The organism is Parabacteroides sp. PM6-13 (assembly GCF_029892605.1).
Taxonomy (GTDB): domain Bacteria; phylum Bacteroidota; class Bacteroidia; order Bacteroidales; family Tannerellaceae; genus QVMG01.
Window position 1 is genome coordinate 48,084 of sequence record NZ_JARXWF010000005.1, and the last position, 24,915, is coordinate 72,998.

Consider the following 24,915-nt stretch of genomic DNA (forward strand, 5'->3'; position numbering starts at 1 on the left):
AAGTCCTGCCGATCATCGGTGGGACTTTTTTTTGTTTATAGCGAAAGAAAAAAGTAACGATGATGAAAAAGAAAGTTGCCATTCAGGGAATAGCCGGTTCCTATCACGACATTGCGGCGCATAGTTATTTCCCACAAGAGGAGATCGAACTGATCGGTTGTAATTCCTTCCGCGAAGTGATTGCCACCATCCGGAAAGAGCCTTCCATCGTCGGTATGATGGCCATTGAGAACACCATTGCCGGCAGTCTGTTGCAAAACCATGAACTGATCCGCCAGAGCGGGCTGAAGGTGGTGGGCGAGTTCAAACTCCGCATATCTCATTCGCTGGTTGCCCTTCCGGGTACAAGCATTCATGAGATTGAAGAGATCAACTCCCACCCGATCGCCCTGATGCAATGCAATGATTTTCTGGACACCCTGCCTAACGTGAAACTGGTAGAAAAAGAAGACACGGCGATGAGCGCCCGATGGATCGCGGAGAACAAACTCAAAGGCCATGCCGCTATATGCGGAAAACAGGCAGCCGAGATCTATAACATGGAGATCCTCGCCGAAGGGATCGAGACCAACAAACGCAATTTCACCCGTTTTCTGGCTATTGCCGATGCCTGGGTCGCCGAAGAGATGATCGAAAAAGAGGAGATCAACAAGGCGTCACTCGTATTCGCCCTGCCGCATGCCGCCGGCAGCCTCTCCAAAGTGCTTTCCATCCTTTCTTTCTACGATATGAATCTGACCAAGATTCAATCGCTTCCGATTATCGGACGCGAATGGGAATACCTCTTCTACATTGACCTGACTTTTCTTGATTTCATACGATACAAACAAGCACTGGACGCGATCCGTCCCCTGACTAAGAACTTTACAATACTTGGAGAATATGCAGAAGGAAAACAAAGCGTGTAAGGCGATCATACCCGCCACACGCGTAAATAGTGTGCAGGAATACTACTTCTCAAAGAAACTGAAGGAGGTAGCCGAGATGAATGCCGCAGGTAAAAATGTCATTAACCTGGGAGTGGGAAGTCCTGATCTTCCTCCCTCCGAAAAGACGGTGGAAACATTATGCTACGAGGCAAGCCAGCCCAACAACCACGGCTACCAGCCTTACACAGGCATACCGGAATTACGCCGGGCCTTTGCCGACTGGTACCAGCGTTGGTATGAGGTGGATCTTGATCCGGCATCGGACATCCTGCCACTTATCGGCTCCAAAGAGGGGATTCTGCATATATCCATGGCTTTTCTGAATCCGGGCGATGGCGTATTGGTTCCCAATCCGGGCTATCCAACCTATACCTCCGTCAGCAAACTGGTTGGCGCCCGCATCGTTTCGTATGATTTGAACGAAGAAAACGGATGGATGCCCGACTTCGAGGCATTGGAAAAAATGGATCTTTCCGAGGTAAAACTGATGTGGGTCAATTACCCCAATATGCCTACCGGTGCCAATGCGACCCAAGAGTTGTTCGAGAAACTGGTCGACTTCGGCCGCCGCCATCAGATTGTGATCTGTAACGATAACCCTTATAGCTTCATCTTGAACGAAAAGCCTTTAAGCATACTAAGTATTCCAGGCGCTAAGGAGATTTGCATTGAATTAAATTCGTTAAGCAAGTCACATAATATGCCCGGCTGGCGCATCGCGATGCTGGCCTCCAATCGGCAGTTTGTCGAGTGGATCCTGAAGGTGAAGAGCAATATCGACTCCGGACAATTCAAGCCCATGCAACTGGCTGCCGTAGAAGCCTTGCAGGCGCCGGCAGAATGGTACGAGAATATGAACGCGGTTTACCGTAAACGCCGTACTTTTGCGGAAAAGATCATGGAGCAACTCGACTGCCATTACGATGCCCATCAAGTGGGTCTCTTTGTCTGGGGACGCGTTCCGGATCATATAGAGAATGCGGCCCTGTTGGCCGACAGGATACTCTATGAGGCGAATGTCTTTATCACCCCCGGAATTATCTTCGGAAGCCAGGGCGAACGCTATCTTCGCATATCGCTTTGTTGCAAGGAAGCGGTGTTGGAGGAGGCATTAGAAAGGATCCGGGCTATTTATTAAAGTCCTTAGAGTCCTTAAGGTCCTTAAAGACCTCAAAGACCTTAAAGTCCTTAAAGACTTTAAAGACCTCAACAATAAAAAACAAAACAAAAAAACAACCATATGAACTTAGAATCAATCGTATTACCGGGCGTAGACTCCAGTCGCCCCATCGTTATCGCCGGCCCATGCAGTGCCGAAACAGAAGAACAGGTCTTGAACACCGCACGCGAATTGGCCGCACGCGGCATCCGCATATTCCGTGCCGGAGTATGGAAACCGCGCACCAAACCGGGAGGCTTCGAAGGCGTAGGCTCCGCAGGGCTTGCCTGGTTGAAGCGGGTCAAAGAAGAAACCGGCATGTATGTCGCTACGGAGGTGGCCACCAAAGAGCATGTGGAAGAGGCGTTGAAAGCCGGGATCGATATATTATGGATCGGAGCACGCACCACGGTAAACCCCTTTGCCGTGCAGGAAATAGCTGATGCGCTCATAGGCGTCGACATCCCCGTACTGATTAAAAACCCGGTCAACCCAGACCTGGAGCTTTGGATCGGCGCCATCGAACGCATTTACGGAGCGGGCATCCGCAAGATCGGTGTGATTCACCGCGGTTTCAGTTCGTATGATAAAAAGATGTATCGCAACCTTCCGCTGTGGCATATCCCTATCGAATTGCGTCGTCGCATGCCTGAACTGCCGATATTCTGCGACCCCAGTCACATCGGCGGAAAGCGGGAGTTGGTAGCCCCCCTCTCCCAGCAGGCTATGGACCTGAGCTTTGACGGCTTGATTGTCGAGTCGCACACCTCACCCGAAGAGGCCTGGAGCGACGGCAGCCAACAAATCACGCCGGAGGTATTGGATTTTGTCTTGAATATGCTGGTTATACGTGATGTACATCAAACGACGGAAAGCCTGACAGAGTTGCGCCGCCAGATCGACCAGATCGACGAACAATTGTTGGAACTATTGGCCAAACGTATGCGCATCTCCCGCGAGATTGGTGTTTATAAGAAAGAACACAATATGCCGATCTTGCAATCACCCCGTTATAACGAGATTTTGGAGAAACGCTCTGAGATGGGAGCCGCGATGGATCTCAGTACCCTGTTTGTGAAAGAGATATTACAGGAAATACACGAAGAGTCTGTTCGTCAGCAGATGATAATAATGAATCAACAATGAAAATACTGATATTGGGAGCCGGCAAGATGGGCTCTTTCTTTACCGATCTATTAAGCTTCGACCACGAAGTGGCCGTATTGGAAAGTGATCCGAAACGAATGCGTTTTATTTACAATGCGTTACGCCTGCAAAAACCGGAAGAGATCGCCGAATTTGCACCGGAACTGGTGATCAATTGTGTCACATTGAATTATACGATCGAGGCCTTTCGGACGGTATTGCCTTATTTGCCACCCTACTGCATCATCGCCGACATCGCCTCGGTCAAGACCCACCTGAAAGAGTTTTACGAAACCTGTGGATTCCCGTACGTCTCGACCCACCCGATGTTTGGTCCCACCTTTGCCAACTTAGGCAACCTGGCCAAGGAGAATACGATCATCATTACCGAAGGGGATCACCTGGGGCGCATCTTCTTCAAAGACCTCTATGCCTCGCTTCATCTGAATATCTGCGAATACACCTTCGAGGAACACGACCGGGTGGTAGCCTATTCGTTGGGCATTCCTTTTGCGTCGACCATCGTATTTGCCGCCACCATGAAGCATCAGGATGCGCCGGGCACCACCTTTAAGCGACACATGAAGATTGCCCGGGGACTCTTTTCGGAAGATGATTATCTGTTGACCGAGATACTCTTCAACCCCCGCACCCCGAATCAGATCAGCCGCATCCAGGAGGAATTGTCGGTCTTGCAGGATATCATCCAAAAGAAAGACTCGGAAGGCATGAAAGAATACCTCAAACGCATCCGAAAAAACATAGAATAAATCGTTTAACACAAGAAAAAGGCGCCTTTCGCAGGGCGCCTTTTCTCATTTGCATCAAATAAAAACGTAAACTTTAAAGTATGCTATTTAGAGGATACCCTGTGCCATCATAGCCTTCGACACTTTCATGAATCCGGCGATATTAGCGCCCTTCACATAGTCGACATAGCCATCCGATTGAGTACCATATTTTATACATTGTGCGTGAATAGACTTCATGATGCCCTTCAACTTTTCGTCTACCTCTTCACGTGTCCAGCTCAGCTTCATAGCGTTCTGCGTCATTTCCAGACCAGAAGTGGCTACCCCACCGGCATTGGCTGCTTTACCCGGGGCATACAAGATCTTCGCTGCCAGGAATGCGTCGATAGCCTCCGGCGTAGAGGGCATATTTGCTCCTTCGGAAACGGCAATACATCCGTTGGCCAACAAGGTTTTTGCATCTTCACCATTCAATTCGTTCTGCGTTGCGCTGGGCAGGGCAATATCACATTTCTCACCCCAGGGACGCGCGCCTTCGACATATTTGCAACCGTATGTCTCAGCATATTCTTTGATACGGCCACGGTATAGGTTCTTCAGCTCCATGAGATAAGCCAATTTTTCGCTATCGATACCCTCCGGATCGTAGATGTATCCATTGGAATCCGACAGGGTCACCACTTTGGCACCCAGTTCGATCAATTTCTCAACCGTGTACTGCGCCACATTTCCCGAACCGGAAACAGCCACTACTTTGCCTTTGATATCGATATTGCGTGTCTTCAGCATCTCCTGCAGGAAATAGACATTTCCATAACCGGTTGCCTCCGGACGAATCAGCGAACCGCCGAATTCAATTCCTTTACCGGTAAATGTTCCGGTATTCTCACGTGCCAATTTCTTATACATGCCATACATATAGGCCACTTCGCGTCCGCCTACGCCGATATCACCGGCAGGCACATCGGTGTCGGGACCGATCTGACGCCACAACTCCAAGATAAGAGCCTGGCAAAAACGCATAATTTCCGCATTGGATTTGCCTTTCGGGTTGAAATCGGAACCACCCTTGCCACCACCCATCGGGAGGGTTGTCAGGGAGTTCTTGAAGGTTTGTTCGAACGCAAGGAATTTCAAGATAGAGAGATTCACAGAAGCATGAAAACGCATCCCCCCTTTGTACGGGCCAATTGCGTTGTTGTGCTGCACACGATAAGCCATATTGGTATGAACCTGTCCTTTGTCATCTGTCCAAGTCACACGAAAGGAGAAAATACGATCGGGTATGCAAAGACGCTCGATTAGGTTTGCATTTTCAAATTCAGGATGCTTATTGTATTCTTCTTCAATAGAGCCTAATACTTCGGCTACGGCTTGGTGATACTCGGGTTCATTGGGAAATTTTCTCTTCAGATTCTCTAAAACTTCATTCGCTTTCATGTTTGCTTTTTTTGAATGTTATACAAATGGCACAAAGGAACAGCCCTTTTTACGAAGGCACAAAGGTAAGCGTTTTTTCAAAACAAACAAACAAAAGAAAGCAAAAAGGCTAAAAAAATAGCATTTCGTCAGAAATAACAACAAAATAAAAACATTTCTATTTATCCTTATTACGCATATTCTTATAGAGAGGTACGAATACGATGATAGCCGAAGATACCAGGGCAAACAAGACGTTGAAGGTGATCTTCTCGCTGTATGTAAGCAACATATAACACAGGACTCCCCACAAAAGGATGATGCATACGGCTTGACTTTTTGATATTTTTCTACGTGCCATCGTTACATTTTGTTAGTTTTTAACCAAAAGAGGATACAAAAAGAGCAAAGCTGCCAAAAGAACGGCAACAAAGAGGAATAAAAACAGAATTTGCTTTTCCGGCGAAAACCGGCGCAGGAAAGGAAACTGCCGGGCGATACCCGAAACACGCTTGATCTCTTCCGGCTGTTCATCTTCGCGGGGGATCTCATACCCGTTGTCAAGCATCACCTGCAACGCGCGCTGCACATCGCTCTCCAACAGCTCCACCCGGACACCGCCCAGATCGATCATACCCAGCGTTTGCGAGGTCAATTCATTACGTACATAACATTCAATGCCTTCCGACTGTAACAAAGATGCCAAAGCATGTGCATCCGTAGGGCGCGTAAACCGGGCCACTTCTACCATATTATCCATACAACTCTCCTTTTCATACAAAGGAACAGTTTTTTGGGCGGAATTACAAAGATTTAGATTTCTATTTCATCCCCGGAGACAAGCCCATTCATCAGGGCGTAGAAGGTGAGTCCGGAGACCGTTTTAATGCCGAGCTTGGCTGTGATGTTCTTGCGGTGTGTCAATACGGTGTTCAGGCTAATATTCAGTTTATCGGCTATCTCTTTGTTGGTGATACCCTTCACGATCTGCTGGAGCACATCTGTTTCACGTGCGGAAAGATCTCTGTTGCCCTCTCCCGGCAAAACGGCAGTTTCCGCCGTAAAGAAAAGTTGCAGCTTCTCGATCAATGCCTCTTGTGAAATATTTTTACAGATGTAATGGTTTGTGGGAGCTGACCCCGGGAAAGCGGATTCCTCATAGCGATCGATCAACAGGAGTGTTTTGTTGCGCCGCGGCAGGAAGAAGTCGGCATATAGAAGGAAAATATCTGCCGTAGTCACATAATAATCCACCGTATCAGACAACGCTTCCGGACAATTACAGCTATAGACGGAGAAAGAAGGGAAATACTCATTCAACACATACCGGAGGCCAATACACTGGAGCGTATCGGTCAGGACAAGGGCAATCTGTTTGTTGTGAAGAGGCATCTCGATCAATCCTTACTTAGCGGAGTTTTTCCATCGCCGCCACCATCGGCATCAGGATCCGATAGCGTATGCGGTTGTGTTGTTTGATATCTTTTTCCAGGCTACTCACGCCGAAGATCACAGCATAACAGAGGTTATCGTCGTAATCGCCCGAAAGATGGCGCACCATAATACTCTTTAGGTCGAACAAGAGCGCTTCGATCGCATCCTCCTCATTGCCCTCGTTCTGCAAACGCAGGATCTCTTCTTCTTCCGAAAGGGGAGCCAGTTGGCGACTCAACTGAAGACAATAAGGGAACCACTTCTCCTTATCGTGCGTTATGCGTGTTTTCAGTTCCTCCTTAAAGGAGTTGAAAAACTTACCGATCAAGAGCAGGGTCGGGTTTTCCGGGTTACTGATAGAGATGAAAGAGTTCAGATGACGTTCGATATTGGGCAACTGATAGCGTTCGTAATAGAGGTTGGTCTTCGTCAGGTAGTCAATGATCTGCGACGTATGGAAGGTGCGCAGTTTCTTTTCCGGGAAATACTCCTCATTCAGGAACGTATTAATAACCGTAAGGACAAAGTCCGTATCTAGGCTGTTCTCCTTACAAATCGTATCGACCGGCTTGTCGCCCAAGCCCAGGCGGATACCAAAACGATTTAAAACGGGAATGAGTGAGGGGTACTCTTCGACCACCTCACTCATTTGCATATTTGCGTATACTAAAGCCATTGTTTTAAGCCTCTTTCCATTGTTTGCGCATAAGCTCCACGGCAGCAGGCACTGTCAGTTCCTTTTCACCTTTTGAGCCACACTCGAAGCTTACATACTTATCGTACCCAAGCATCTTCAAGGCTTTGAAGCCATTCACATAATTATCGGCCTCCCCATCTTCGCCCGGCATAGAGCGGCGTTTGCGGCTGGCGATATGTACATGTTGCAGGTATTCTTTTCCGGCCGAGAGGAAGGCACCCATATCACAGGTCTCCTCATGCGTCATATGCCAGAAGTCACCCATACACTTCACACCGGGGTTGTTGATATCGCGACAGATCGATGCCGCATCAGCTACCTGGCGCAAATAGAATGCCTCCCGACGATTCAAGGGTTCTAAGATAACGGTGGTTCCACATTCCGCAGCAAAATTCCCCATCTCCGTAAACTGCTCACAGAGGAAATCACGTGTCTCCTGCGTATGCGGCATAGCCGGTTGCTGATGGTTGAAAGCCGGCACAATGATCACACCCGTCGAACCCAGTTCGCCGGCAGCGGCTATAATCTCCTTCATGGTATCCATACAGAGCTTGCGCACTTCCGGATCGGTCGACAAGATAAAACCCTGGAAACCGGCGCAAATAGCGCTCACCTTTATGTTGCGGCCATTCAACGCCGCCTTTATTTCAGGCACACGCTCTTTCAACCCACGTCCGCCCGGCTCGAAACCAACGACGCCCAGTTTCTCCATATAATCGAACTTCTCATGCAGGTTTCCCCCCAAAGCAACCCCTTCCTGGAAAGAGATCTTCAGTTCGACATCGCTTTTACAGCAGGAGCCCGAACAGCCCTCATCATCTTTAGATGCCGCTTTCGCGGTACAGGCAGCCAAAGAGGCGCCGCCAACAGAGGCTAAGGCTACCGTCGACAGGCCGGTTCTCAAAAAATTTCTTCTATCTAGTCCCATAGTCTTATTTATTTCTTGGCACGTAGGCTTTTCCTGCTACAGGAACGGTGAACTTACTCATATCCATTTTACCCAGGCTTACATCCTCCGGCATATAGTTCTCCGGCGAAGCGGTCATCTCATCCCAAGTAGTTTCCACACCGGTATAGGCCGAGTTACGTCCCATGATCGCTGCCATATTCGAGATCGCCGTTTCCGAAGCCTGTTCCAGCGGCTTGTTCTGACGAATGGCATTGATCCAGTTCACATGCTCCAGGGTGTAAGGATCTGTTTGTTGGTATTTCTCTTTTTCAGCGTCTCCATCATACTTCCAAAGCACATTGCCTGCCAGGTCTTTGATTTCCATGTCACGGCTGTTCCAAGAGCCTTTGGTTCCCTGAATAAACTCACTCACATTATTTGCACATCCATCGATCTGACGGCACATACTATGCAGGTGAATACCATTCTCCATCACAAAGTCGACACTGAAGTTATCGAACTGATCACCCGTCACACGGCGCTGACGTGATCCGAAACCTACAGCGCTCACCGGTTTCAAGCCGCTGAACCAGGTAAACACATCGATATTATGTACGTGTTGTTCCACGATATGGTCGCCCGAAAGCCATTTCCAGTTCACCCAGTCTTTGATCATCCATTCGCCATCGGTCCAACCGGCCTGACGATCACGATGCCACAATTTACCTCCATTCCAGTAAACAACACCACCGGTGATCTCACCGATCATACCTTCCATTATTTTCTGATAGGATGCCACATAGCTGCGTTGGTGATGACGTTGGGTTCCGGTGATAACACGCAGGTTTTTCGCGGCTGCCTGTTTAGCCGTTGCCACGATGGTGCGATAACCGGCCGGGTCTACACAAATCGGTTTTTCCAGGAAGGAGTGTTTATTCTTCTGCGTCGCATATTCAAAATGAATCGGACGGAAATTAGGCGGAGTGGCAACGATCACCACATCTACGCCACTATCAATAAGCTGCTTGTAGGCATCCAAACCGACAAAGCGCATATTTTCCGGTATATCAATTCCTTTTTCTTCTTTCAACTTATTAGCCAAGCTATCAACTCTCTCCTTGAAAGTATCACAAAGCGCCGTGATGGTCACACCATTGGCCGCGTTCAGCCAGTTGAATGCCGCACCCGAACCACGGCCACCACAACCGATCACACCGGCTTTCAGCTCTTTCCCGTCGGCTGCCTTATCCATATCCAAATCAGGGATATAATAGGATCCCGCTTCCTTCAGAGGTTTGATAGCCGGTTCTTTACTGCCACCACAAGAGGTCAAAGCCGTTGCCGCGCCACCTGTTCCGATAACTCCCAAAGCACCTGCTGCCGCGGAGCTTTTCAAAAATGATCTTCTGCTAATAGTTCCTTTTTTCATGATAATAGATATTATTTTCGGTTATTTACTGTTCTATTGCTGATGCCGGTTCACAAACCACCCGGAAGCCAATACCACGCATATCCGAATACCACCAGATACTCTTAGGCTGCTGCGGGTCGGTCTTCAACCAGGTGTCATGTTTCGTATAGTCACGGGCCGCCACGCGCAGTTCCGACGCATCGGATGCATAGTTACCACCACGCACCACCCATTCTTCGCCTTCCGTTACCAGCGGATCTTTGACCTGATCAGCCCATTTACTATAAGCTGCCGCATCGTATTTATCCGCGCAATACTCCATTACGTTACCCGACATATTCTTCAAGCCGAATGGATTGGCCAGGACAACGCTTGGTTCCTGTGTGCGATTGCGACTATTATTCGTATAGATAGCATAAGATGAAATGCTATCTGTCTTGGCATCAAAAAACTTACGCCAGAATCCCAGGTTAGAGTAATCTTTCGGACTACCCGGGAAGAAATAAGGCGTCTCCGTGCCTCCGCGTGCCGCGTATTCCCACTCGGCTTCTGTCGGCAAGCGGTATTTCTTACCTGTCTTTTGCGACAGCCATTGACAGAATGTCTCTGCCGCATAGTGTGTCATGGTGATGGCCGGACGTTCACCCCCACCCCATCCCTGATCGGGGAATCCAAACGGAGGAGTCGGACCGGAAATGGCATCCACCTCCGGATTACTGTTGTTGGCATATACATCTTCCGGCGGAATACGTCCTTCGCTCATGGTCTGTGCATAAAAGGCCCAGTATTGATCCCAGGTGGTTTCCAGCTCCGCCATAAAGAACGGGCTAACCGTTACCGACCGCACCGGTCCTTCGTCTTCACGACGGAATGGTTCCTTTTCGGTGCTACCCATCTGGAAGGTGCCGCCCGGTATCGCCTTCATGGCTACGGTCACAGCCGTACCCGGAATCTGTTCCTCAAAATCCTCGAAGGCAGTCACCTTGGTCGGTTCCTGGAAATACATGCTCGGATCGACTGTCACACCAAAAGTAACACCCGGTATACCTGCCAGTTTCGAATGGGTATAGTTCGGGTTATAATGACCCACGTCCAGGTGACAGCTGATACATTGCAAGTTCAATTTCTTTTCGTTTTCCTCATAATAGAGATGAGCCGTAATACCGTCCGATGTAATGCCTTCCGGGAAAAGGTTCTGATGACATTTCACACAAGACTGATTCGGTATGTATTTTACAGCATGCTCCAACTCTGACTTCATATCCCAGTCAAAATCGGCACTATCTTTCGTCATATACCCCCAGACATCCTTCAATCCCAGCTTCAACTTGGCCGTATAATGGTCCCAGGTATCGAGCTGTGGCGGAAGATGGCAATCGACGCAACTCACCTTGACACCGCTTCCGTTATTCACGTGCGTTGAAAGTTTCCAACTATCTTCCACGTGCGGATGCACATGGCAGACCATACAAGACTCATCTGTTGAAAAATGAACAGAGGTAAGGTAAGCAGATACAACAACTGCTATTCCCAGGATAAGGCCAATAAAAAAGATAAAGGTTCTCTTCTTAAAGAAATTTCTTTTCTTGCCGGATTGATACTGCTTTGACAAAGTGTTTTTACGCATGGTTTTTAAAACATATTCGTTCTTTCAGAGTGTAATAGTATTCTCACTATTTTTTATCGGCAATAAAAATAGACTTTTACTTTCTATCTGAAAAGAAATAAAGCAGCAAATTAACGTTTAATGCTGGAATTGCAACATTATTTATACCATTTTCAACATTTCGAACATACTTTTATACACATCGGCTTTTTCAGGCAATGGTTTTGGGTAGGCTCTCGAGGAAGAGGGCATTCGAAAAAGCAACAGCGAACGCCCTTCATAATCGAAAGCGACACTTCCGCCCACGGCAGGCTCTTGCACACCGGGCAATAGAGAAAGTATCGTATCCATCGCCTTTTGTCCCGTAACGGCAATCGCCCGGCATTGAGGTATCTTAGGCAGGATAACGGAGAGATCCAAAGGGGTTACCACATCGAGGAATTTATCCGATGCGTTTGCCTTCTGCCGAATCACTTCGACCGCCGTATCTCCCAGACCTATCCCTTTTTCTTCACAAAAAGGCACCGCCTTCTCCCGGCTAAAGGCTTTCGGGTTGGCCAGGAAATAGTCTTTGTTATCGTAGAATATCAGTCCCATAATCCGCCACATATCGTTGATGATGTTCGGATAATAAAAATCCATCGACCAGCGGGCCTTGGGAGGAGGAAAGCTACCCAGCATCAACAGCCGGCAGGTAGGGGGCAAAAAAAAGCCCAGCGGATGTTGTTCCGTCCGGACTTCCATATTACTTATTCTTGGCGTTCATTTTAGCCTCGTTCTTAGCCAACAAGACTATATTATAGACAAAATCGGTCATCCACTCTTCCGAATAGCCAAGGGCTTCAGCCGCTTTGCGAACACTCCAGGCTGCCTTCTGGTCATTGATCTCTTTCCATTCGGATTTGGTGACAATGTCATGTACAGTTTTTTCCGTCTGTTGATAGAGCAGCTTTTTATTGAACATAGAGAGGCGGAACTTCCATTTCATCAGATTATCCAACAACGAAAACAGATCACTGCAAAAACCTTGAAACTTAAAGAAATAGGCTTGTATATCCTGCTGTTTCTTGCAGTTCTTCTTGACCGAAGCATCGATCTCTCTGAAAAAAGAGTCTTTGAGGTCGTAATCGGCCATCAACACCTTCTTCACTTTCGACTTCTCCGCCAGTCCGAGCTTGTTGTTTTGTGTCGGGATCTTTAGCATCCGCTTAAACAGGGCCAGATCGGGCAACATATTCATATTGGTCACCCCTAAATTAACTGCAATAACCCCCTGGTAATATACCCGCACAAAGGTCATAAACTCCTCCATGGTTCGTTCACTATAGCCTAATTCGCTCTCTGCTTTCTTTCTTCCAAAAATCTTTGAAAATATACTCATCGTTTCTCTCTTTATTGATTTAAGACACAAACTTACATTATTTTTATGGTTGGTCAGCCCTTTTTACGCTTGTTTAGGGAACAATCGCCCTATCGTAAGCGTTTCACCGGAGCAACATCATTCAGCTTCACACAAACGGTAGCCCCCAATGGCTCCAGGTAAAGCAACAGATATTTCTTCTTGATCTTCTTCACTTTGCCGGACACATTTTTCATCGCCCCGCACAGAATCTCCACCTCATCCCCCGGCAATAACGGATGTTCGGAAGCCTGCTCTAAAAACTCTTCAATGGCATCGATCTCTTTCTGACGAATCGTAGCCGGCTTGCCATTGTAGTAGATAACACGGGAAACACCCTGCTGGCGTAACAGGGTATGTATATGATGTTCATTTGTACGAACAAACAGATAAGAGGGGAAAAGAGGTATATCGACCAACTTCACCCGATCCGACCAGACACGTGGCGAACGATGCAGTGGCAGCCAACACTCCACCTCCTGCTCTTTCAATCGCTCACACACCTGCTTTTCGGCTCGTGGTGCCGTGTACAACACATACCATTTCTCCTTTAACGCTTTACCCCCCTTATCCATCTCTGCCCTGTTAGTCAAACATATTCCTGAATCGGCTGAATATCTTCTCCTTCATCGTCTTATTCGGTTGGAAGTTCGGAGAGTTTTCCCAGCCATTCAACGTCTCTTTCTCGGAAGCACTCAACACCTCAGGGATATACACACTCACGTTCACAAGCAGATCGCCGGTTCCATAGCTATTGATGGAGGGTAACCCTTTGTTGCGCAAACGAAGCACCTTGCCCGGCTGCGTACCCGGATCGATCTTTAACTTTGCCTTTCCATCGACGGTAGGCACCTCTACCGTGGTACCCAAAGCCGCCTGTGGCACGGTAAGCAATAGATTATAAAGCAGGTCGTTCTCGTCGCGAATCAATTCAGGATGTGCCTCTTCCTCCACAAGAATCAAGAGGTCACCATTCACCCCGCCATGACGAGCGGCATTTCCTTTACCGCTCATCGAGAGCTGCATGCCTTCTGCTACACCGGCCGGCACATTGATCGTGATCACATCGTCATCTTTCACGATGCCTTCGCCGGCACACACCGCACATTTCTTCGTGATAACCTTCCCTTCTCCATGACAGGTAGGACAAGGCGATTGAGTCTGCATTTGTCCGAGGAAAGTACTCGTGACGCGTGTTACGACTCCGCTACCATGACAGGTGTCACAGGTTTTTATGCTCTTATCGTCTTCGGCACCCGATCCGTTACAGTGTTTACACGAAACGAACTTCTTCACTTTGATCTTCTTCTCTACCCCGTGTGCAATATCTTTTAGGCTTAATTTCACCTTCACACGAAGATCGGAACCACGGTTCACCCGACGTCCGCCACGCGAACCGCCGCCACCAAAACCGCTGAAGCCGCCAAAACCGCCAAAATGTCCTCCGAAAATATCTCCAAACTGAGAGAATATATCCTCCATCGACATGCCGCCGCCAAAGCCGCCACCGCCGCCTGAGGCTCCGCCAACACCGGCGTGTCCAAACTGGTCGTAGCGCTGACGCTTCTGCTCGTCGCTCAATATATCATAGGCTTCTGCAGCCTCCTTAAACTTCTCTTCAGCCTCTTTATTGTCCGGGTTTTTATCCGGATGAAACTCAATTGCTTTCTTGCGGTACGCTTTCTTTATCTCGTCGGCTGTAGCTGTTTTAGAAACGCCCAGCACTTCGTAGTAATCCCTTTTAGCCATTCTATTCTTTGTTTCTCCTTACCACTTGTCCTATCATTCACCCACAACCACCTTGGAATGGCGAATAACCTTCTCGTGCAGTATGTATCCGGTCTGGACACAATCGAGCACCTTCCCTTTCAAGTCTTCTTCCGGAGCCGGAATCGTAGCCACTGCTTCAAAGGCCTCCGTATCGAATGTTTTTCCAATCGCCTCAATAGGTTTCACACCCTGTTGAGCCAGATAACCCATAAACTTATTGTAAATCAAATCAACTCCTTCGCTCACCGCTTTCACGTCTTCAGCTACGCGAATATTTTGCATGGCTCGTTCAAAGTCGTCAATGATTGGCAACAGGTTGATCAATGTCGTTTCACCACCCGATTTAATCAATTCCGCTTTCTCGCGCAACGTACGCTTGCGGTAATTATCAAACTCAGCCATCAAGCGTAGATGCGAATCGTTCAAATCGTCATATTTTTTCTGCAACGCCTCACATCCGTCAGCCAGGCTGTCAGTATTGTCACCCATTTCGTCTGACGAGGCAGACGATTCTTCCGACGGATTTGTCACTTTTCCATTGATAAGATCATCTTCCGGAAAGTTTTTTTGCTCTTCATTCATCTTGTTCATTCCTTTTATATTTTATGTTTCTTATTGACGCACAACAATATAGCCACTATGGAAATCCCTACATTCCGGGATAACACACCTATAAAACATGACTTATTCATAAATAGATATGCAAATATACTGCCAACTATTGAACAGGAGGATACTATTTGATGCCGAAAGAGACAAAAAGTGCACTTTCCGCCTCCCCTTTGGGTAAGCAACCCTCAATTGACAAATTGATAGCAAAAAGCCGGTTTTGCTTTACAATATGATACGTTAAAAAGTGTTACCCCTGCGGGTAATTTAAAATACCCCTGCGTTTACGGAAAATTTCTCGGTCGATTTTGACAAAATGATATTTCGCTTAGCGCAGCGTAAAGCAATTTGTAAATCGCTTAGCGAAGCGTAAAGCAAAATATCAATCGCTCAGCTGGGATTTTGCTGTTTTTATCGCTTCCAGCGCTTATGCGACCAGAGCCAATCGGAGGGGTTTTCCAGGATATTTTGTTCCAGGAGCGAGGCGTAATGGCGGATGATTTCGGTCTCTTCGGTTTGTTTGGGTTGTGTTGATATGAGTTTATAGTCGATGGCATAGTTGCCCCGGCTGGTGCGGGTCACGTGCATATACATCACGGCAGCATCGGTCGAACGAGCCAGTTTCTCAACGCCGGAGAACATACTCGTTTGCTGATTCAACATCATCAGACGATACTTTTCTTCGACCACCTTCGGGCATTGATCGGCAATGAAAAAATAGACCGAAGGATTGTTCTTATTCGTCAGAAAATGCTTGACAATAGACCTGGACGGAACGAGCCCCAAGCCAAAACGGGAACGCAGGGTCAGGAACAATCGATCGACAGCCTTGTTTCGCAAAGGCTTATAGACAGCATACATATTTATATCTCCCCGGTAGGGCAATATGTTCAGGATCTCCCAATTGGCACAATGCCCCATACAGACAATCACATGCTTTTTGTTTTCCAACTGGGTAACAAGCTGTTCCGCACCGGTGACAGAGACCTTTTCGACCTGCTTCTCCGGATCGATCGAGAAGAGTTTGACGATCTCTACGACATTATCCGTAAAACACCGGTAAAACCCGACGGCGATCCGCTCTCTTTCCGATTCGCTCTTCTCAGGAAATGAGCGCGAAAGATTCTGGGTAACAACACGCTTCCGGTACGAAAGAACGTGAAACATAAAATAAGAAGAAAAAGAAGATACCTTATACAATAGCTGCATAGGCAATAGACCGACTACATATAGGCTGATATAAAAACTTTGATACAGAACCCATCCAACTATTTTTCCCATGTACCTGATTGTATTACTGAGGCATTGCGATATGCAACGACAGCGCAAAGATATCTTTTGTCTACAATTCCATGCAGAAAAGTAGACAAAAGATAGAATTCAGAAGATAAAATAGGATTTTTTAATCCCTGTTTACATAACAGAGAACAAAAGTGTCCGTCCGGAGGGGTTATTCCATTCCTGGATAAGTTCACGTACCAACTTATATTCGGCAGACGAATACTGTTGCTTATCGAGTCGGATCGTACGCTTAACGACCACCTTATTGCCTTCCCGGCTGATGGTCTGCGAGAACGATCCTACCGCCGCATACGTGACACTGCGAGGAGTAGAGATTTTCAGTTCGATGCCCTCTTCCAGTGTGATCTCATAGGCAATTTCCTCTTCCAATAATGACGGAATCTCAAACACCTCTTTGCGTTGTGAGTTTAAGGTACGCATCCCCCAGGCATCGATCCCCTGCGGAATGGCCGGAAGCATATAGACAATATATCCGTTCTTGTTTTGCTCTTTAGTTAGTTTGATTTCTCTCTTCTCAGCGATAACAAGCGGGGCGGCCTTCACCTCGACCTGTTTACCGGAAAGGGTATAGATCTGATCCAATTCACCACGGGATTTAACCGTCGGGGCGGCCAGGCTTACGGGAGAGAGATAGGTAACGTCTTTACCTATTTTTGCCTGAACAAGTAGATTCTTTATACCCTTCAACCCAACAGGATCCACATGGCCCGAATAAACAGCCACTACTTCAGCGGGAATCTCCACAGCGTTCAACATGACAGCAAGCAATATTGCCTTTTCCGCCGCCGTTCCATAGGCACTACGCAGGGCAACACTCGCGTTACGAGTTTTATAGCCCGTTTGTTCCAAATCGACCTGGCTGGTTCCCATATTTTGAACAATATGTTTCTGGATCAAAGCCGCCTTTCCTTTATCTTCCGTTTCGTCGTAGACGGTATATTCCGCAAAGGCTTCCGCTTCCATATTATGGCCTATACTCAGTTTTTTAGAGAGAAGCGACAAGGCCTCTTCGATGGATGCATAGGTAGAAGCGGTAAGCAACGGTGCGTTATCGCGGTTTTGCATCTGGAAAGGCTCACGGGAGGTAGCCGGCACGTTATATAATGAATAGATAACACTCTTCGTTCCCTCTGTTATCACCTCCGTAGTCTTAGCGGTCGTTCCGGTAAGTTGATGATGGAGGGGTGTATTCTCGGGAACGGAAATAGTCGCCGTATAATTCTTAACCGGAGAGGTTTCCTGAAGCGGTTCGTAAATATCGAGCGCATCGAAATAGCCGGGCTTTGTTTTCAAGACATATTCCAGGTAGATCGTAGCACCGAGTTCCAGCCCGGTATGTACCACCACCATCTCTTTCAGGTGGTTGTAGAACGGTGCGTCGGCCGCATTGCGGGGAAGCACCTCCACAAAGGCGTTGTCGGGCGTCTTTATGATCGTTCCGTCTGTCTGCCGGGTATAGGATGTCAGGATTTCCAATTCCTGAAACTTCGGGTTGTAAAGGATGAAACTCTCCCCGTAGGTGCTGTTCATGGCGGTATGGGTGAAGAGGGTCAATTCCATCGTGTAGCGATATTCCTGGCTACCGTCGGCATGCAACACCCATGACTTTTCCACTTTTCCGTATTCGGCTTCGGAAGCCGCGTGGCTATAGGCTGCGATAGCCGATAAGCACAAAATACATATCACGTTATATATCGTTTTCATACTATTCTTTCCGTTTTAGATTATTTGCTGACAATAACATAGTCTCCATACTGCTTATAGGCCTCTACCGCCTCGCGGAATCCTTCCCAGTCTTCCGGTTCATAGACCCGTTTCTTCAGGGCAATCTCCGAACGCAAGCGAATCTGATTGCCTTCCTGACGAAGGAATCCGATAAAGTCGGCACTACCGCTTCGCAGGCTTCCCTGTTTCGGGTCGGTAGCCAACTGGTAGCCTTTAGGCAAGCGGATCGTTTCGTCTACTTCGACTAAACGGGAACAGGCATCTTTGAAACCGTATTGGCGTTTGTCCAAACTCGTATCCAGGCGCAAAAAGGTTTTTACCTGATCGTATAGGTTGTTCATAACCATCGGTTTGAATAACAATTCATTACCGGTTGCAACGGCATAGTCGGGTATTTCATAGGTGAAGGTGATACGGATAGGAGCCGCCTGGTAGTCTTTCGGGGCTTTGCCATAATCGACCTTCTTCAGGATGGCCTTCGGCGAGACGTTGAGCAGTTCACGTTCGAGGGAGGCCTGCCATTCGGATTGCCATCCGGTCGTGAATATCCGGCGAATGGCACGGTCGGACTGTCCTTCGGCGGTGATGGTGAATTGTCCCTGCAAACGTCCCTTTTCGTCGATGCGATTCTCTGCTTTTATGCGTACATAGTGATTTTCGGGATCCGACAGAGGAGTGAGTTGCAGATCGGATCCTTCCGGAACACCCGGCAGGTAGTTTTGTTGTTGTTCGGCACTGCTCCATAGTTCGCGGGTGAAAGGCACCCAGGTTGGGTCAAGCGGCATATAGGTACCGTTGGAGAGCTTAACGACTGCCACGCAGTGGTTAAAATGATCCGCCGGGATCTTCTCCACCCGGCTGCCCGCCATGGTCATGGCCGGATAGGCCTCAAAACCGGCCATGCGCAGGAAAGAGATCAGCATACCGGCAATATCCTTACATACACCGCAGCGATCGGTATAATTCATCTTCGTATTATGCAGGGTAAATCCTTCGCCTTCGCCCATCGAAATCCCGGAATAGCGAATATTATCAGCCACCCAATGGGTCAAGACAGCGATCTTTTCCATATCGGTCTTCTTGCCTTTGATAAGTTCATTCACCTTCTTCTGAGCTTCAGGAAGCGCGTCGAAGCTGCCATAGTCTTCATTCACCTTATTAAACCACAGGGATTTGTCTACCCAACTGGGCGTAGACGACATGAAAAGCTTAGGAGCGGCATCAAAGAGATCCACCATATTGGGTTCCGAACGGAAGGGAAGTACATCCTGCATCTGGAAGGTATATTTCTTTCCCTCCTCTTTGAAATAGATAGACGAACGGCTTTCGCCCTGGTAAAACTCATATTGCATCTCTTTCTCTTTCGGCAGCGTCACCGAATAGACCTTGCGCAGGGTCGGATTCTCCACCCAGAAAGGAACAATATCGTAGAAATGTCCGCGCATCGGCGGGATAAAGCGGGCATCATCGTCGCCGCCATCAGCCAAAAGCGCGTAGGTAAATCCTTTCTTCCGGATCTTATATTCCACGATATCGCCCGGTTCCAAGCGTCCCACCTCCATCATAATCTGGCGGGCGCCCCAGTAAATAGAGCGGGCAGGCGCAGCATAATCGCAGGCTTGGGTCACATCCAGGTTGAGGATATCGCCATTGGCCCGATAGATCGTCACATGGCGAAACTCGGCAAAGGCCGTCAACGGGTCGTAATCATATTTGATGATACGGTTAGCCACAGCCCCTTTAGGCGTCTGTATCTTCATACTTTTATAGATAATGAAGCTACCCGATCCGGTAGCCTCCACCTCAACGGAGGTGCTGTCCAGTAAGACCAAGCAATCATAACCGGCATACTTTTCCAATACATCAGGTGTCGGATTGCCCGGAAATTTGTTCACATCGAAAACCTGCGCGGTTGCCGACAACAGGAATCCAAAGCAAAGAGCCAGGGAGAAAAGTGTTTTTTTCATGGGTTGACGTTTTTATGATTTATAATCGTGTTATTATTTCTTCAGCCAGTCTGCGGCAATTCTTCCGGTCTCTCTTCCCGTTCTCTGTCAGCGGAATCTTCTCCACCCGGAAAACATATTGGGGACAATACCACTTCGGAATCTTTTCTTTTGCGCACATCTCTTTTAATAGTATATATACCTCTTCTGTCCGGCAAGCGCCTTCGATCAAGAGAACGACAGCTTCGCCCCATTTCGGGTCGGGCACGGAGGTGATCACAAAATTAAAAGAAATAAATGCACGAAGCACTGTTTCCAGCTCTTCAATTTGTATTTTTATACCTCCCGAGTTGATCACATTGTCTTTTCGTCCCAGCATCCGGAAACTTCCGTCTTCCCGAACAACCGCTATATCATTGGTCACCAACAGCTCGCCGGTAACCAAGGGGGCATCGACAACAAGTGTTCCCTCTTCGGAAAGCGAAAGCCTGACAGAGGGGAAAGGCGTAAACCAGTCCGTAGCCTCCTCTCCGCTTACACGGCGCAAGGCGATATGCGAAAGGGTCTCTGTCATGCCGTATGTCGCATAGATCGCATTAGGAAATCCGACTAATTCTCTCTCTATCTCCGGCGGAAGACTACCGCCACCGATAAGAACATAGTTGATCTGCTTCAACCTCTCTCTTTCTTCCGACACCTGCAAGGTTTCATATACCTGTGTTGGCGTAAGAGCCACAAAGTCGATCCTTCCCATATCCTCCTGAAGCGGATGCGAAGAGGGGGAAACAAACTTCGAAGCGAGCCCGGCCACCAGGCTGCGCACCAACATCATCTTACCCGCGATATAGGAAATAGGCAGGCAATGGAGCGCCACATCCCCTTTCTTTAAGCCGAGGAATGCGCAGGTAATGCGGGCACTTTGCATCATCCGGTCTTTGCGTACCCATAATTCTTTAGGCGTCCCGGTAGAGCCCGAGGTGTGAACAAGGAGCAGAGGATTTTCGTTTTGCCACTCTTGAAGGAACGACTTCACCTCTTCCCCGACAGGTGTCAGGGCATGTAGTTTTTGTCTTTTGCGTTGAAAACAATAATTCCCATCTGTAGGGAAAGCAATATCTTCAGGCGTTTCAGGCAGGCTTTTATTTCGGGGATCAAACCAAAGGCAATCTCTTTGTATGGTAAGAGGCAGCTCTATATTCTCTTCAAACAATAATCCGGTGCCCAATCCCTGAGGCATGGGGTTAGCCCATCGCGCAGCCCATTGTGCAATCGCATTCAATCCGATATTTGATTCCAAGGCCGATGTAGCCCACCAACCGATCTGTTGTTTCTCCGCCAAGGCGATCCACTCTTCACATCCCGAGAAACCTCCGTGAAGAGATGGTTTCAGAATAATATAATGTGGACGGATCGCCGAGAGCAACTCCGCCTTCTTTTCGTATGTATAGTTTCCGATCAACTCCTCATCCAGTGCAATCGGCAAGGGTGTCGCCTCCGTCAAGCGCGCCATCTCCTCCCATTGACCGGCACGGATAGGCTGCTCAATGGAGTGAATATCCAGTTCTGACAACCGCTTTAACTTCTCTAACGCATCGGTTGGCGAAAAGGCGCCGTTGGCATCGACCCGAAGCTCTATCTCACGGGCAGAGAACTGCCGGCGGATCAAGCGCAACAATTCCAATTCTTCCTCAAACCGGATCGCCCCGATCTTTAACTTAATGCATTGATATCCGGCGTCTATCTTCTGGCGTATCTGCGACTGCATATAATCGTAATCGCCCATCCAGATAAGCCCGTTTATGCGGATGCCCTCCTTCCCTTGCGCAAAAGGTGTCGGGTAGAAGCCGAAGCCGCCTGCCTGGTAATGCATCAGAGCCGTCTCCAGCCCCATCAATATGGAAGGATATGCGCGAAGAGAATCTATCGGGGGAACACCCTCCTCTTCCATCTGCCGACAGGCTTTCGCCAGAACATATTCATAATCGGCCACATCATCGATGCTCAACGAAGGAAGCGGAGCACATTCGCCTATCCCCCACCGACGCGGATCTTCCCTATCCTGCAGGAGAACATACCAAACCCGGCGGGAGGTGTACACACCCCGGGAGGTTCCAGCAGGACGACGGAAGTTTAATTGAGAATGGATAATGGATAATTGATACGTAGAAGGAGGCATCTCTTTTCTTTAGGGGAACTTGGGATATTGCTTGAAGTCCGGTTTCCGCTTTTCCAGGAAGGCATGTTTTCCCTCTTGTGCTTCGTCGGTCAGGTAATAGAGCAGGGTGGCATCACCCGCCAACTCCTGAATACCGGCTTGTCCATCCAATTCGGCATTCAATCCCGCCTTGATCATACGAAGCGCCAACGGACTCAGTTGCATCATCTCCTCCGCCCATTGCACATACTCGTCTTCCAACTGCTCTAAAGGAACAACCTTATTGACCAATCCCATATCCAAGGCCTCCTGTGCATTATACTGCCGACAGAGAAACCATATCTCGCGTGCTTTCTTCTGACCTACGACACGTGCCAGGTAGGAGGAGCCAAATCCGGCATCGAAGCTACCCACGCGCGGTCCTGTCTGCCCGAAGATCGCATTCTCGGAAGCAATGGAGAGATCACACACCACATGCAATACATGCCCTCCGCCAATCGCATAGCCATTGACAGCCGCCAGCACCGGTTTCGGAAGCGAACGGATCTGCTTTTGAACCTCCAACACACTCAGCCGCGGCACACCCTCTTTGTCGATATACCCACCGCGTCCTTTCACATTCTGGTCGCCGCCCGAACAAAAGGCTTTGTCACCGGCTCCGGTCAATACCACCACACAGATATCCGCATTCTCCCGGCAGATACGCAAGGCATCGCTCATCTCGCCAGTGGTAGTCGGTGTAAAGGCGTTGCGGTAACGGGGACGATTGATCGTGATACGGGCAATGCCGTTATAAAAGTCAAAGAGTATATCTTCGTAAGCCTTGATAGGCGTCCATTTTCTTTCCATGTTTTATTTGTTTTCTTTTAATGCGTGATAATATTCTTTCAATAAGCGGACGTCTTCCGCTTTATCTGTAAACACCTCCAGGAACATAGGCTGATCGGCCTCCTCAGCCGTCGCAAAACGGGTCATCTCCTCGGCCAACTCTTCGGCATTACGCGCGGAGCCATACCGGAATCCCCGCTCTTCCGCCCATCCTTTGGCAGAGGTTGTATGCACAGCCGTCACATAGTTCCGGGTCTCTTCCGGCATATTGAATCCCGGAATGGTCTGGAAGATCTCTCCTCCGCCGTTATTAATCAATAGGATACGTACATTATTCCGTATCTGACCCATCCAGAGCGCATTCATATCGTAGAAGAAACCCAAATCGCCCAACACGATGAAGTTGATCTTATCCGAAGAGGAGGCATACCCCAACGCGGCCGAAAGCGAGCCATCGATACCGGCAGTCCCCCGGTTGCAACACACCTCAACGGTTTCCGGCAACGCGAAAAGCTGCGCATAGCGCACCGTAGAGCTATTCCCCAGATGCAACGAAGCCGCCTCGGGCATCGACTGCATCAGCGACCCGATCGCTGTCATAGCCGAGTAAGGTAATTCGGGCGCTTTTATCTGTTTGGAGAGATTCTCCCACACCTGCGGATAGGCACAGGGTTTGTTTTCAAGCAAAGGAGCTATTTTCTCTATAAATTCGAAAGGATCCATCTCGATCACCGTCGTTAAGGAGCCGAACATATCGACCACTTCGCCGTCGGCCGACACATGCCAATGCTCTTTCGGCGGATGATTGCGCAGGAACTTCTTGACGCGTTTCGACACAATATGGCCGCCATAGGTGATGACCAGCTCGGGACGCATCTTTTCCTTCTCCTCTTCCGAAAGCAGATACAAAAGCGTATCGAAGTTTTTGACAGCCAGGCCAGGTATGGTCCGGTTGCTCAAATGCTCCGTCAACCAGGCAAAATGCTTATATATCAATTTACTGATCTTTTTATCGAACAGATAAATAAGCATCATCTGTCCGACCAGCATCATCCGGCGGTTATAACGGTTCAGGCGATTGACCAGTTCGTTATAGTCCTTATCATACACATTCAATCCCTGGTAGCGGGTGATCACGCGTACGTCCGGTAGCTTCTCAGTCGTAAACTCAAACAAAGGTTCTGAGATAGGCACATTGATATGCACAGGCCCTTTCCCTCGGTGGTTCAGTTCCAACAGAGCTTCGTTCACAAGGCGGTTGCAAAAAGCCTCCTCCTCTTCGGTGCGCACTTCGGGCAGGTTGACCGATTTCTTAACCAGGGAGGCAAAGACATGGGCTTGCGGAATGGTTTGTCCCTCCATCTGTCCGAGAAATTGAATCGGACGATCGGCCGAGATCACCACAAGAGGCACCTGCTGGTAATAGGCTTCCGCCACAGCGGGATGCATATTCAACAGAGCCGTTCCCGAGGTACACACAACAGCCGCCGGTTTTCCACCGTGCAGGGCCAGCCCCAACGCGTAAAAGCTCGCGCTTCGCTCGTCGGTCACCGAATGACATTGGAAATAGGGATGATTCACAAACGTATGCACCAAGGGAGCATTTCGACTGCCCGGACACAACACAATGTTTTTTACTTCATACGCCTGTAGTAATCCAACTAACTGGAGTATTGATTTCTTATTTGTATACACGTATGTCAATTATTAATGGTCAATTATTAATGATTAATTGTTAA

Annotated in this window: 23 protein-coding genes and 1 pseudogene; 4 read left to right on the top strand and 20 right to left on the bottom strand. The window is 48.5% G+C overall.

Annotated elements, in window-relative coordinates:
• Positions 1–62 precede the first annotated feature (62 nt).
• From M2134_RS06275 to M2134_RS06290, 4 genes are all read left to right on the top strand, one after another.
• Positions 63–908 carry a prephenate dehydratase gene (locus tag M2134_RS06275; protein ID WP_280750436.1) on the top strand — a complete coding sequence of 282 codons (846 nt, stop codon included), beginning with the start codon at positions 63–65 and terminating at the stop codon, positions 906–908.
• Positions 883–2,067, top strand: a complete 1,185-nt coding sequence (locus tag M2134_RS06280) for an aminotransferase class I/II-fold pyridoxal phosphate-dependent enzyme (RefSeq protein ID WP_280750437.1) — start codon at positions 883–885, stop codon at positions 2,065–2,067. Before M2134_RS06275 ends, M2134_RS06280 begins: the two co-directional genes overlap by 26 nt.
• Positions 2,068–2,169: 102 nt before the next feature.
• The gene (locus M2134_RS06285; RefSeq protein ID WP_280750438.1) at positions 2,170–3,234 is read left to right on the top strand and encodes a bifunctional 3-deoxy-7-phosphoheptulonate synthase/chorismate mutase type II; all 1,065 of its coding nucleotides are present in this window, start codon (positions 2,170–2,172) and stop codon (positions 3,232–3,234) included.
• Positions 3,231–4,004 carry a prephenate dehydrogenase/arogenate dehydrogenase family protein gene (locus M2134_RS06290; protein WP_280750439.1) on the top strand — a complete coding sequence of 258 codons (774 nt, stop codon included), beginning with the start codon at positions 3,231–3,233 and terminating at the stop codon, positions 4,002–4,004. The genes M2134_RS06285 and M2134_RS06290 overlap by 4 nt, the downstream gene beginning before the upstream one ends.
• A gap of 87 nt (positions 4,005–4,091) precedes the next feature.
• On the opposite strand, the gene M2134_RS06295 is transcribed toward M2134_RS06290, so the two are convergent.
• The 20 genes and pseudogenes from M2134_RS06295 to menD form a co-directional block, all read right to left on the bottom strand.
• On the bottom strand, positions 4,092–5,426 hold the full coding sequence (locus M2134_RS06295; RefSeq protein WP_280750440.1) for an NADP-specific glutamate dehydrogenase: 1,335 nt from the start codon (positions 5,424–5,426) through the stop codon (positions 4,092–4,094).
• A gap of 157 nt (positions 5,427–5,583) precedes the next feature.
• A complete protein-coding gene (locus M2134_RS06300; protein ID WP_280750441.1) occupies positions 5,584–5,766 on the bottom strand; it encodes a hypothetical protein in 183 nt (60 codons plus the stop codon).
• A gap of 12 nt (positions 5,767–5,778) precedes the next feature.
• A complete protein-coding gene (locus M2134_RS06305; protein ID WP_280750442.1) occupies positions 5,779–6,165 on the bottom strand; it encodes a DUF2007 domain-containing protein in 387 nt (128 codons plus the stop codon).
• 53 nt (positions 6,166–6,218) lie between these two features.
• On the bottom strand, positions 6,219–6,797 hold the full coding sequence (locus M2134_RS06310) for a LuxR C-terminal-related transcriptional regulator (protein ID WP_280750443.1): 579 nt from the start codon (positions 6,795–6,797) through the stop codon (positions 6,219–6,221).
• Positions 6,798–6,813: 16 nt separating this feature from the next.
• Positions 6,814–7,494 carry a helix-turn-helix transcriptional regulator gene (locus M2134_RS06315; RefSeq protein WP_280750602.1) on the bottom strand — a complete coding sequence of 227 codons (681 nt, stop codon included), beginning with the start codon at positions 7,492–7,494 and terminating at the stop codon, positions 6,814–6,816.
• Positions 7,495–7,519: 25 nt separating this feature from the next.
• Positions 7,520–8,464, bottom strand: a complete 945-nt coding sequence (locus M2134_RS06320) for a sugar phosphate isomerase/epimerase (RefSeq protein ID WP_280750444.1) — start codon at positions 8,462–8,464, stop codon at positions 7,520–7,522.
• A gap of 4 nt (positions 8,465–8,468) precedes the next feature.
• A complete protein-coding gene (locus M2134_RS06325; RefSeq protein WP_280750603.1) occupies positions 8,469–9,857 on the bottom strand; it encodes a Gfo/Idh/MocA family oxidoreductase in 1,389 nt (462 codons plus the stop codon).
• Positions 9,858–9,879: 22 nt separating this feature from the next.
• Positions 9,880–11,463 carry an SUMF1/EgtB/PvdO family nonheme iron enzyme gene (locus M2134_RS06330; RefSeq protein WP_280750445.1) on the bottom strand — a complete coding sequence of 528 codons (1,584 nt, stop codon included), beginning with the start codon at positions 11,461–11,463 and terminating at the stop codon, positions 9,880–9,882.
• 141 nt (positions 11,464–11,604) lie between these two features.
• Positions 11,605–12,186: a uracil-DNA glycosylase family protein gene (locus tag M2134_RS06335; protein ID WP_280750446.1), complete on the bottom strand. Its 582-nt coding sequence runs from the start codon at positions 12,184–12,186 to the stop codon at positions 11,605–11,607.
• Position 12,187: 1 nt separating this feature from the next.
• Entirely contained in the window at positions 12,188–12,823 is a 636-nt protein-coding gene (locus M2134_RS06340) for a hypothetical protein (protein ID WP_280750447.1), read from the bottom strand.
• Positions 12,824–12,912: 89 nt separating this feature from the next.
• Positions 12,913–13,416, bottom strand: a complete 504-nt coding sequence (locus M2134_RS06345; RefSeq protein WP_280750448.1) for a UpxY family transcription antiterminator — start codon at positions 13,414–13,416, stop codon at positions 12,913–12,915.
• A gap of 10 nt (positions 13,417–13,426) precedes the next feature.
• Entirely contained in the window at positions 13,427–14,590 is a 1,164-nt protein-coding gene (dnaJ, locus tag M2134_RS06350) for a molecular chaperone DnaJ (protein ID WP_280750449.1), read from the bottom strand.
• 33 nt (positions 14,591–14,623) lie between these two features.
• Positions 14,624–15,202 (bottom strand): nucleotide exchange factor GrpE, encoded by a 579-nt coding sequence (locus tag M2134_RS06355; protein WP_280750450.1) that lies wholly within the window; start codon positions 15,200–15,202, stop codon positions 14,624–14,626.
• A 429-nt stretch (positions 15,203–15,631) separates the two neighbouring features.
• Complete coding sequence (locus M2134_RS06360) at positions 15,632–16,501, bottom strand: lysophospholipid acyltransferase family protein (RefSeq protein WP_280750451.1); 870 nt, start codon at positions 16,499–16,501, stop codon at positions 15,632–15,634.
• Between the two features lie 132 nt (positions 16,502–16,633).
• On the bottom strand, positions 16,634–18,226 hold the full coding sequence (locus tag M2134_RS06365; protein WP_280750452.1) for a DUF3857 domain-containing protein: 1,593 nt from the start codon (positions 18,224–18,226) through the stop codon (positions 16,634–16,636).
• A 20-nt stretch (positions 18,227–18,246) separates the two neighbouring features.
• Positions 18,247–20,214: a DUF3857 domain-containing protein gene (locus M2134_RS06370; RefSeq protein WP_280750453.1), complete on the bottom strand. Its 1,968-nt coding sequence runs from the start codon at positions 20,212–20,214 to the stop codon at positions 18,247–18,249.
• A gap of 19 nt (positions 20,215–20,233) precedes the next feature.
• Positions 20,234–21,226, bottom strand: a complete 993-nt coding sequence (locus tag M2134_RS15770) for an AMP-binding protein (protein ID WP_348525035.1) — start codon at positions 21,224–21,226, stop codon at positions 20,234–20,236.
• Positions 21,227–21,346: 120 nt separating this feature from the next.
• Positions 21,347–22,369 (bottom strand): annotated as a pseudogene (locus M2134_RS15775) (o-succinylbenzoate synthase); the annotation flags it as partial.
• A gap of 9 nt (positions 22,370–22,378) precedes the next feature.
• A complete protein-coding gene (menB, locus tag M2134_RS06380; RefSeq protein ID WP_280750455.1) occupies positions 22,379–23,197 on the bottom strand; it encodes a 1,4-dihydroxy-2-naphthoyl-CoA synthase in 819 nt (272 codons plus the stop codon).
• Positions 23,198–23,200: 3 nt separating this feature from the next.
• A complete protein-coding gene (menD, locus tag M2134_RS06385; RefSeq protein WP_280750456.1) occupies positions 23,201–24,871 on the bottom strand; it encodes a 2-succinyl-5-enolpyruvyl-6-hydroxy-3-cyclohexene-1-carboxylic-acid synthase in 1,671 nt (556 codons plus the stop codon).
• Positions 24,872–24,915 lie beyond the last annotated feature (44 nt).

Coding starts and splice junctions, on each gene's coding strand:
- M2134_RS06275 (WP_280750436.1), top strand. CDS start 63: ATGAAAAAGAAAGTTGCCATTCAGGGAATAGCCGGTTCCTATCACGAC.
- M2134_RS06280 (WP_280750437.1), top strand. CDS start 883: ATGCAGAAGGAAAACAAAGCGTGTAAGGCGATCATACCCGCCACACGC.
- M2134_RS06285 (WP_280750438.1), top strand. CDS start 2,170: ATGAACTTAGAATCAATCGTATTACCGGGCGTAGACTCCAGTCGCCCC.
- M2134_RS06290 (WP_280750439.1), top strand. CDS start 3,231: ATGAAAATACTGATATTGGGAGCCGGCAAGATGGGCTCTTTCTTTACC.
- M2134_RS06295 (WP_280750440.1), bottom strand. CDS start 5,426: ATGAAAGCGAATGAAGTTTTAGAGAATCTGAAGAGAAAATTTCCCAAT.
- M2134_RS06300 (WP_280750441.1), bottom strand. CDS start 5,766: ATGGCACGTAGAAAAATATCAAAAAGTCAAGCCGTATGCATCATCCTT.
- M2134_RS06305 (WP_280750442.1), bottom strand. CDS start 6,165: ATGGATAATATGGTAGAAGTGGCCCGGTTTACGCGCCCTACGGATGCA.
- M2134_RS06310 (WP_280750443.1), bottom strand. CDS start 6,797: ATGCCTCTTCACAACAAACAGATTGCCCTTGTCCTGACCGATACGCTC.
- M2134_RS06315 (WP_280750602.1), bottom strand. CDS start 7,494: ATGCAAATGAGTGAGGTGGTCGAAGAGTACCCCTCACTCATTCCCGTT.
- M2134_RS06320 (WP_280750444.1), bottom strand. CDS start 8,464: ATGGGACTAGATAGAAGAAATTTTTTGAGAACCGGCCTGTCGACGGTA.
- M2134_RS06330 (WP_280750445.1), bottom strand. CDS start 11,463: ATGCGTAAAAACACTTTGTCAAAGCAGTATCAATCCGGCAAGAAAAGA.
- M2134_RS06335 (WP_280750446.1), bottom strand. CDS start 12,186: ATGGAAGTCCGGACGGAACAACATCCGCTGGGCTTTTTTTTGCCCCCT.
- M2134_RS06340 (WP_280750447.1), bottom strand. CDS start 12,823: ATGAGTATATTTTCAAAGATTTTTGGAAGAAAGAAAGCAGAGAGCGAA.
- M2134_RS06345 (WP_280750448.1), bottom strand. CDS start 13,416: ATGGATAAGGGGGGTAAAGCGTTAAAGGAGAAATGGTATGTGTTGTAC.
- dnaJ (WP_280750449.1), bottom strand. CDS start 14,590: ATGGCTAAAAGGGATTACTACGAAGTGCTGGGCGTTTCTAAAACAGCT.
- M2134_RS06355 (WP_280750450.1), bottom strand. CDS start 15,202: ATGAACAAGATGAATGAAGAGCAAAAAAACTTTCCGGAAGATGATCTT.
- M2134_RS06360 (WP_280750451.1), bottom strand. CDS start 16,501: ATGGGAAAAATAGTTGGATGGGTTCTGTATCAAAGTTTTTATATCAGC.
- M2134_RS06365 (WP_280750452.1), bottom strand. CDS start 18,226: ATGAAAACGATATATAACGTGATATGTATTTTGTGCTTATCGGCTATC.
- M2134_RS06370 (WP_280750453.1), bottom strand. CDS start 20,214: ATGAAAAAAACACTTTTCTCCCTGGCTCTTTGCTTTGGATTCCTGTTG.
- menB (WP_280750455.1), bottom strand. CDS start 23,197: ATGGAAAGAAAATGGACGCCTATCAAGGCTTACGAAGATATACTCTTT.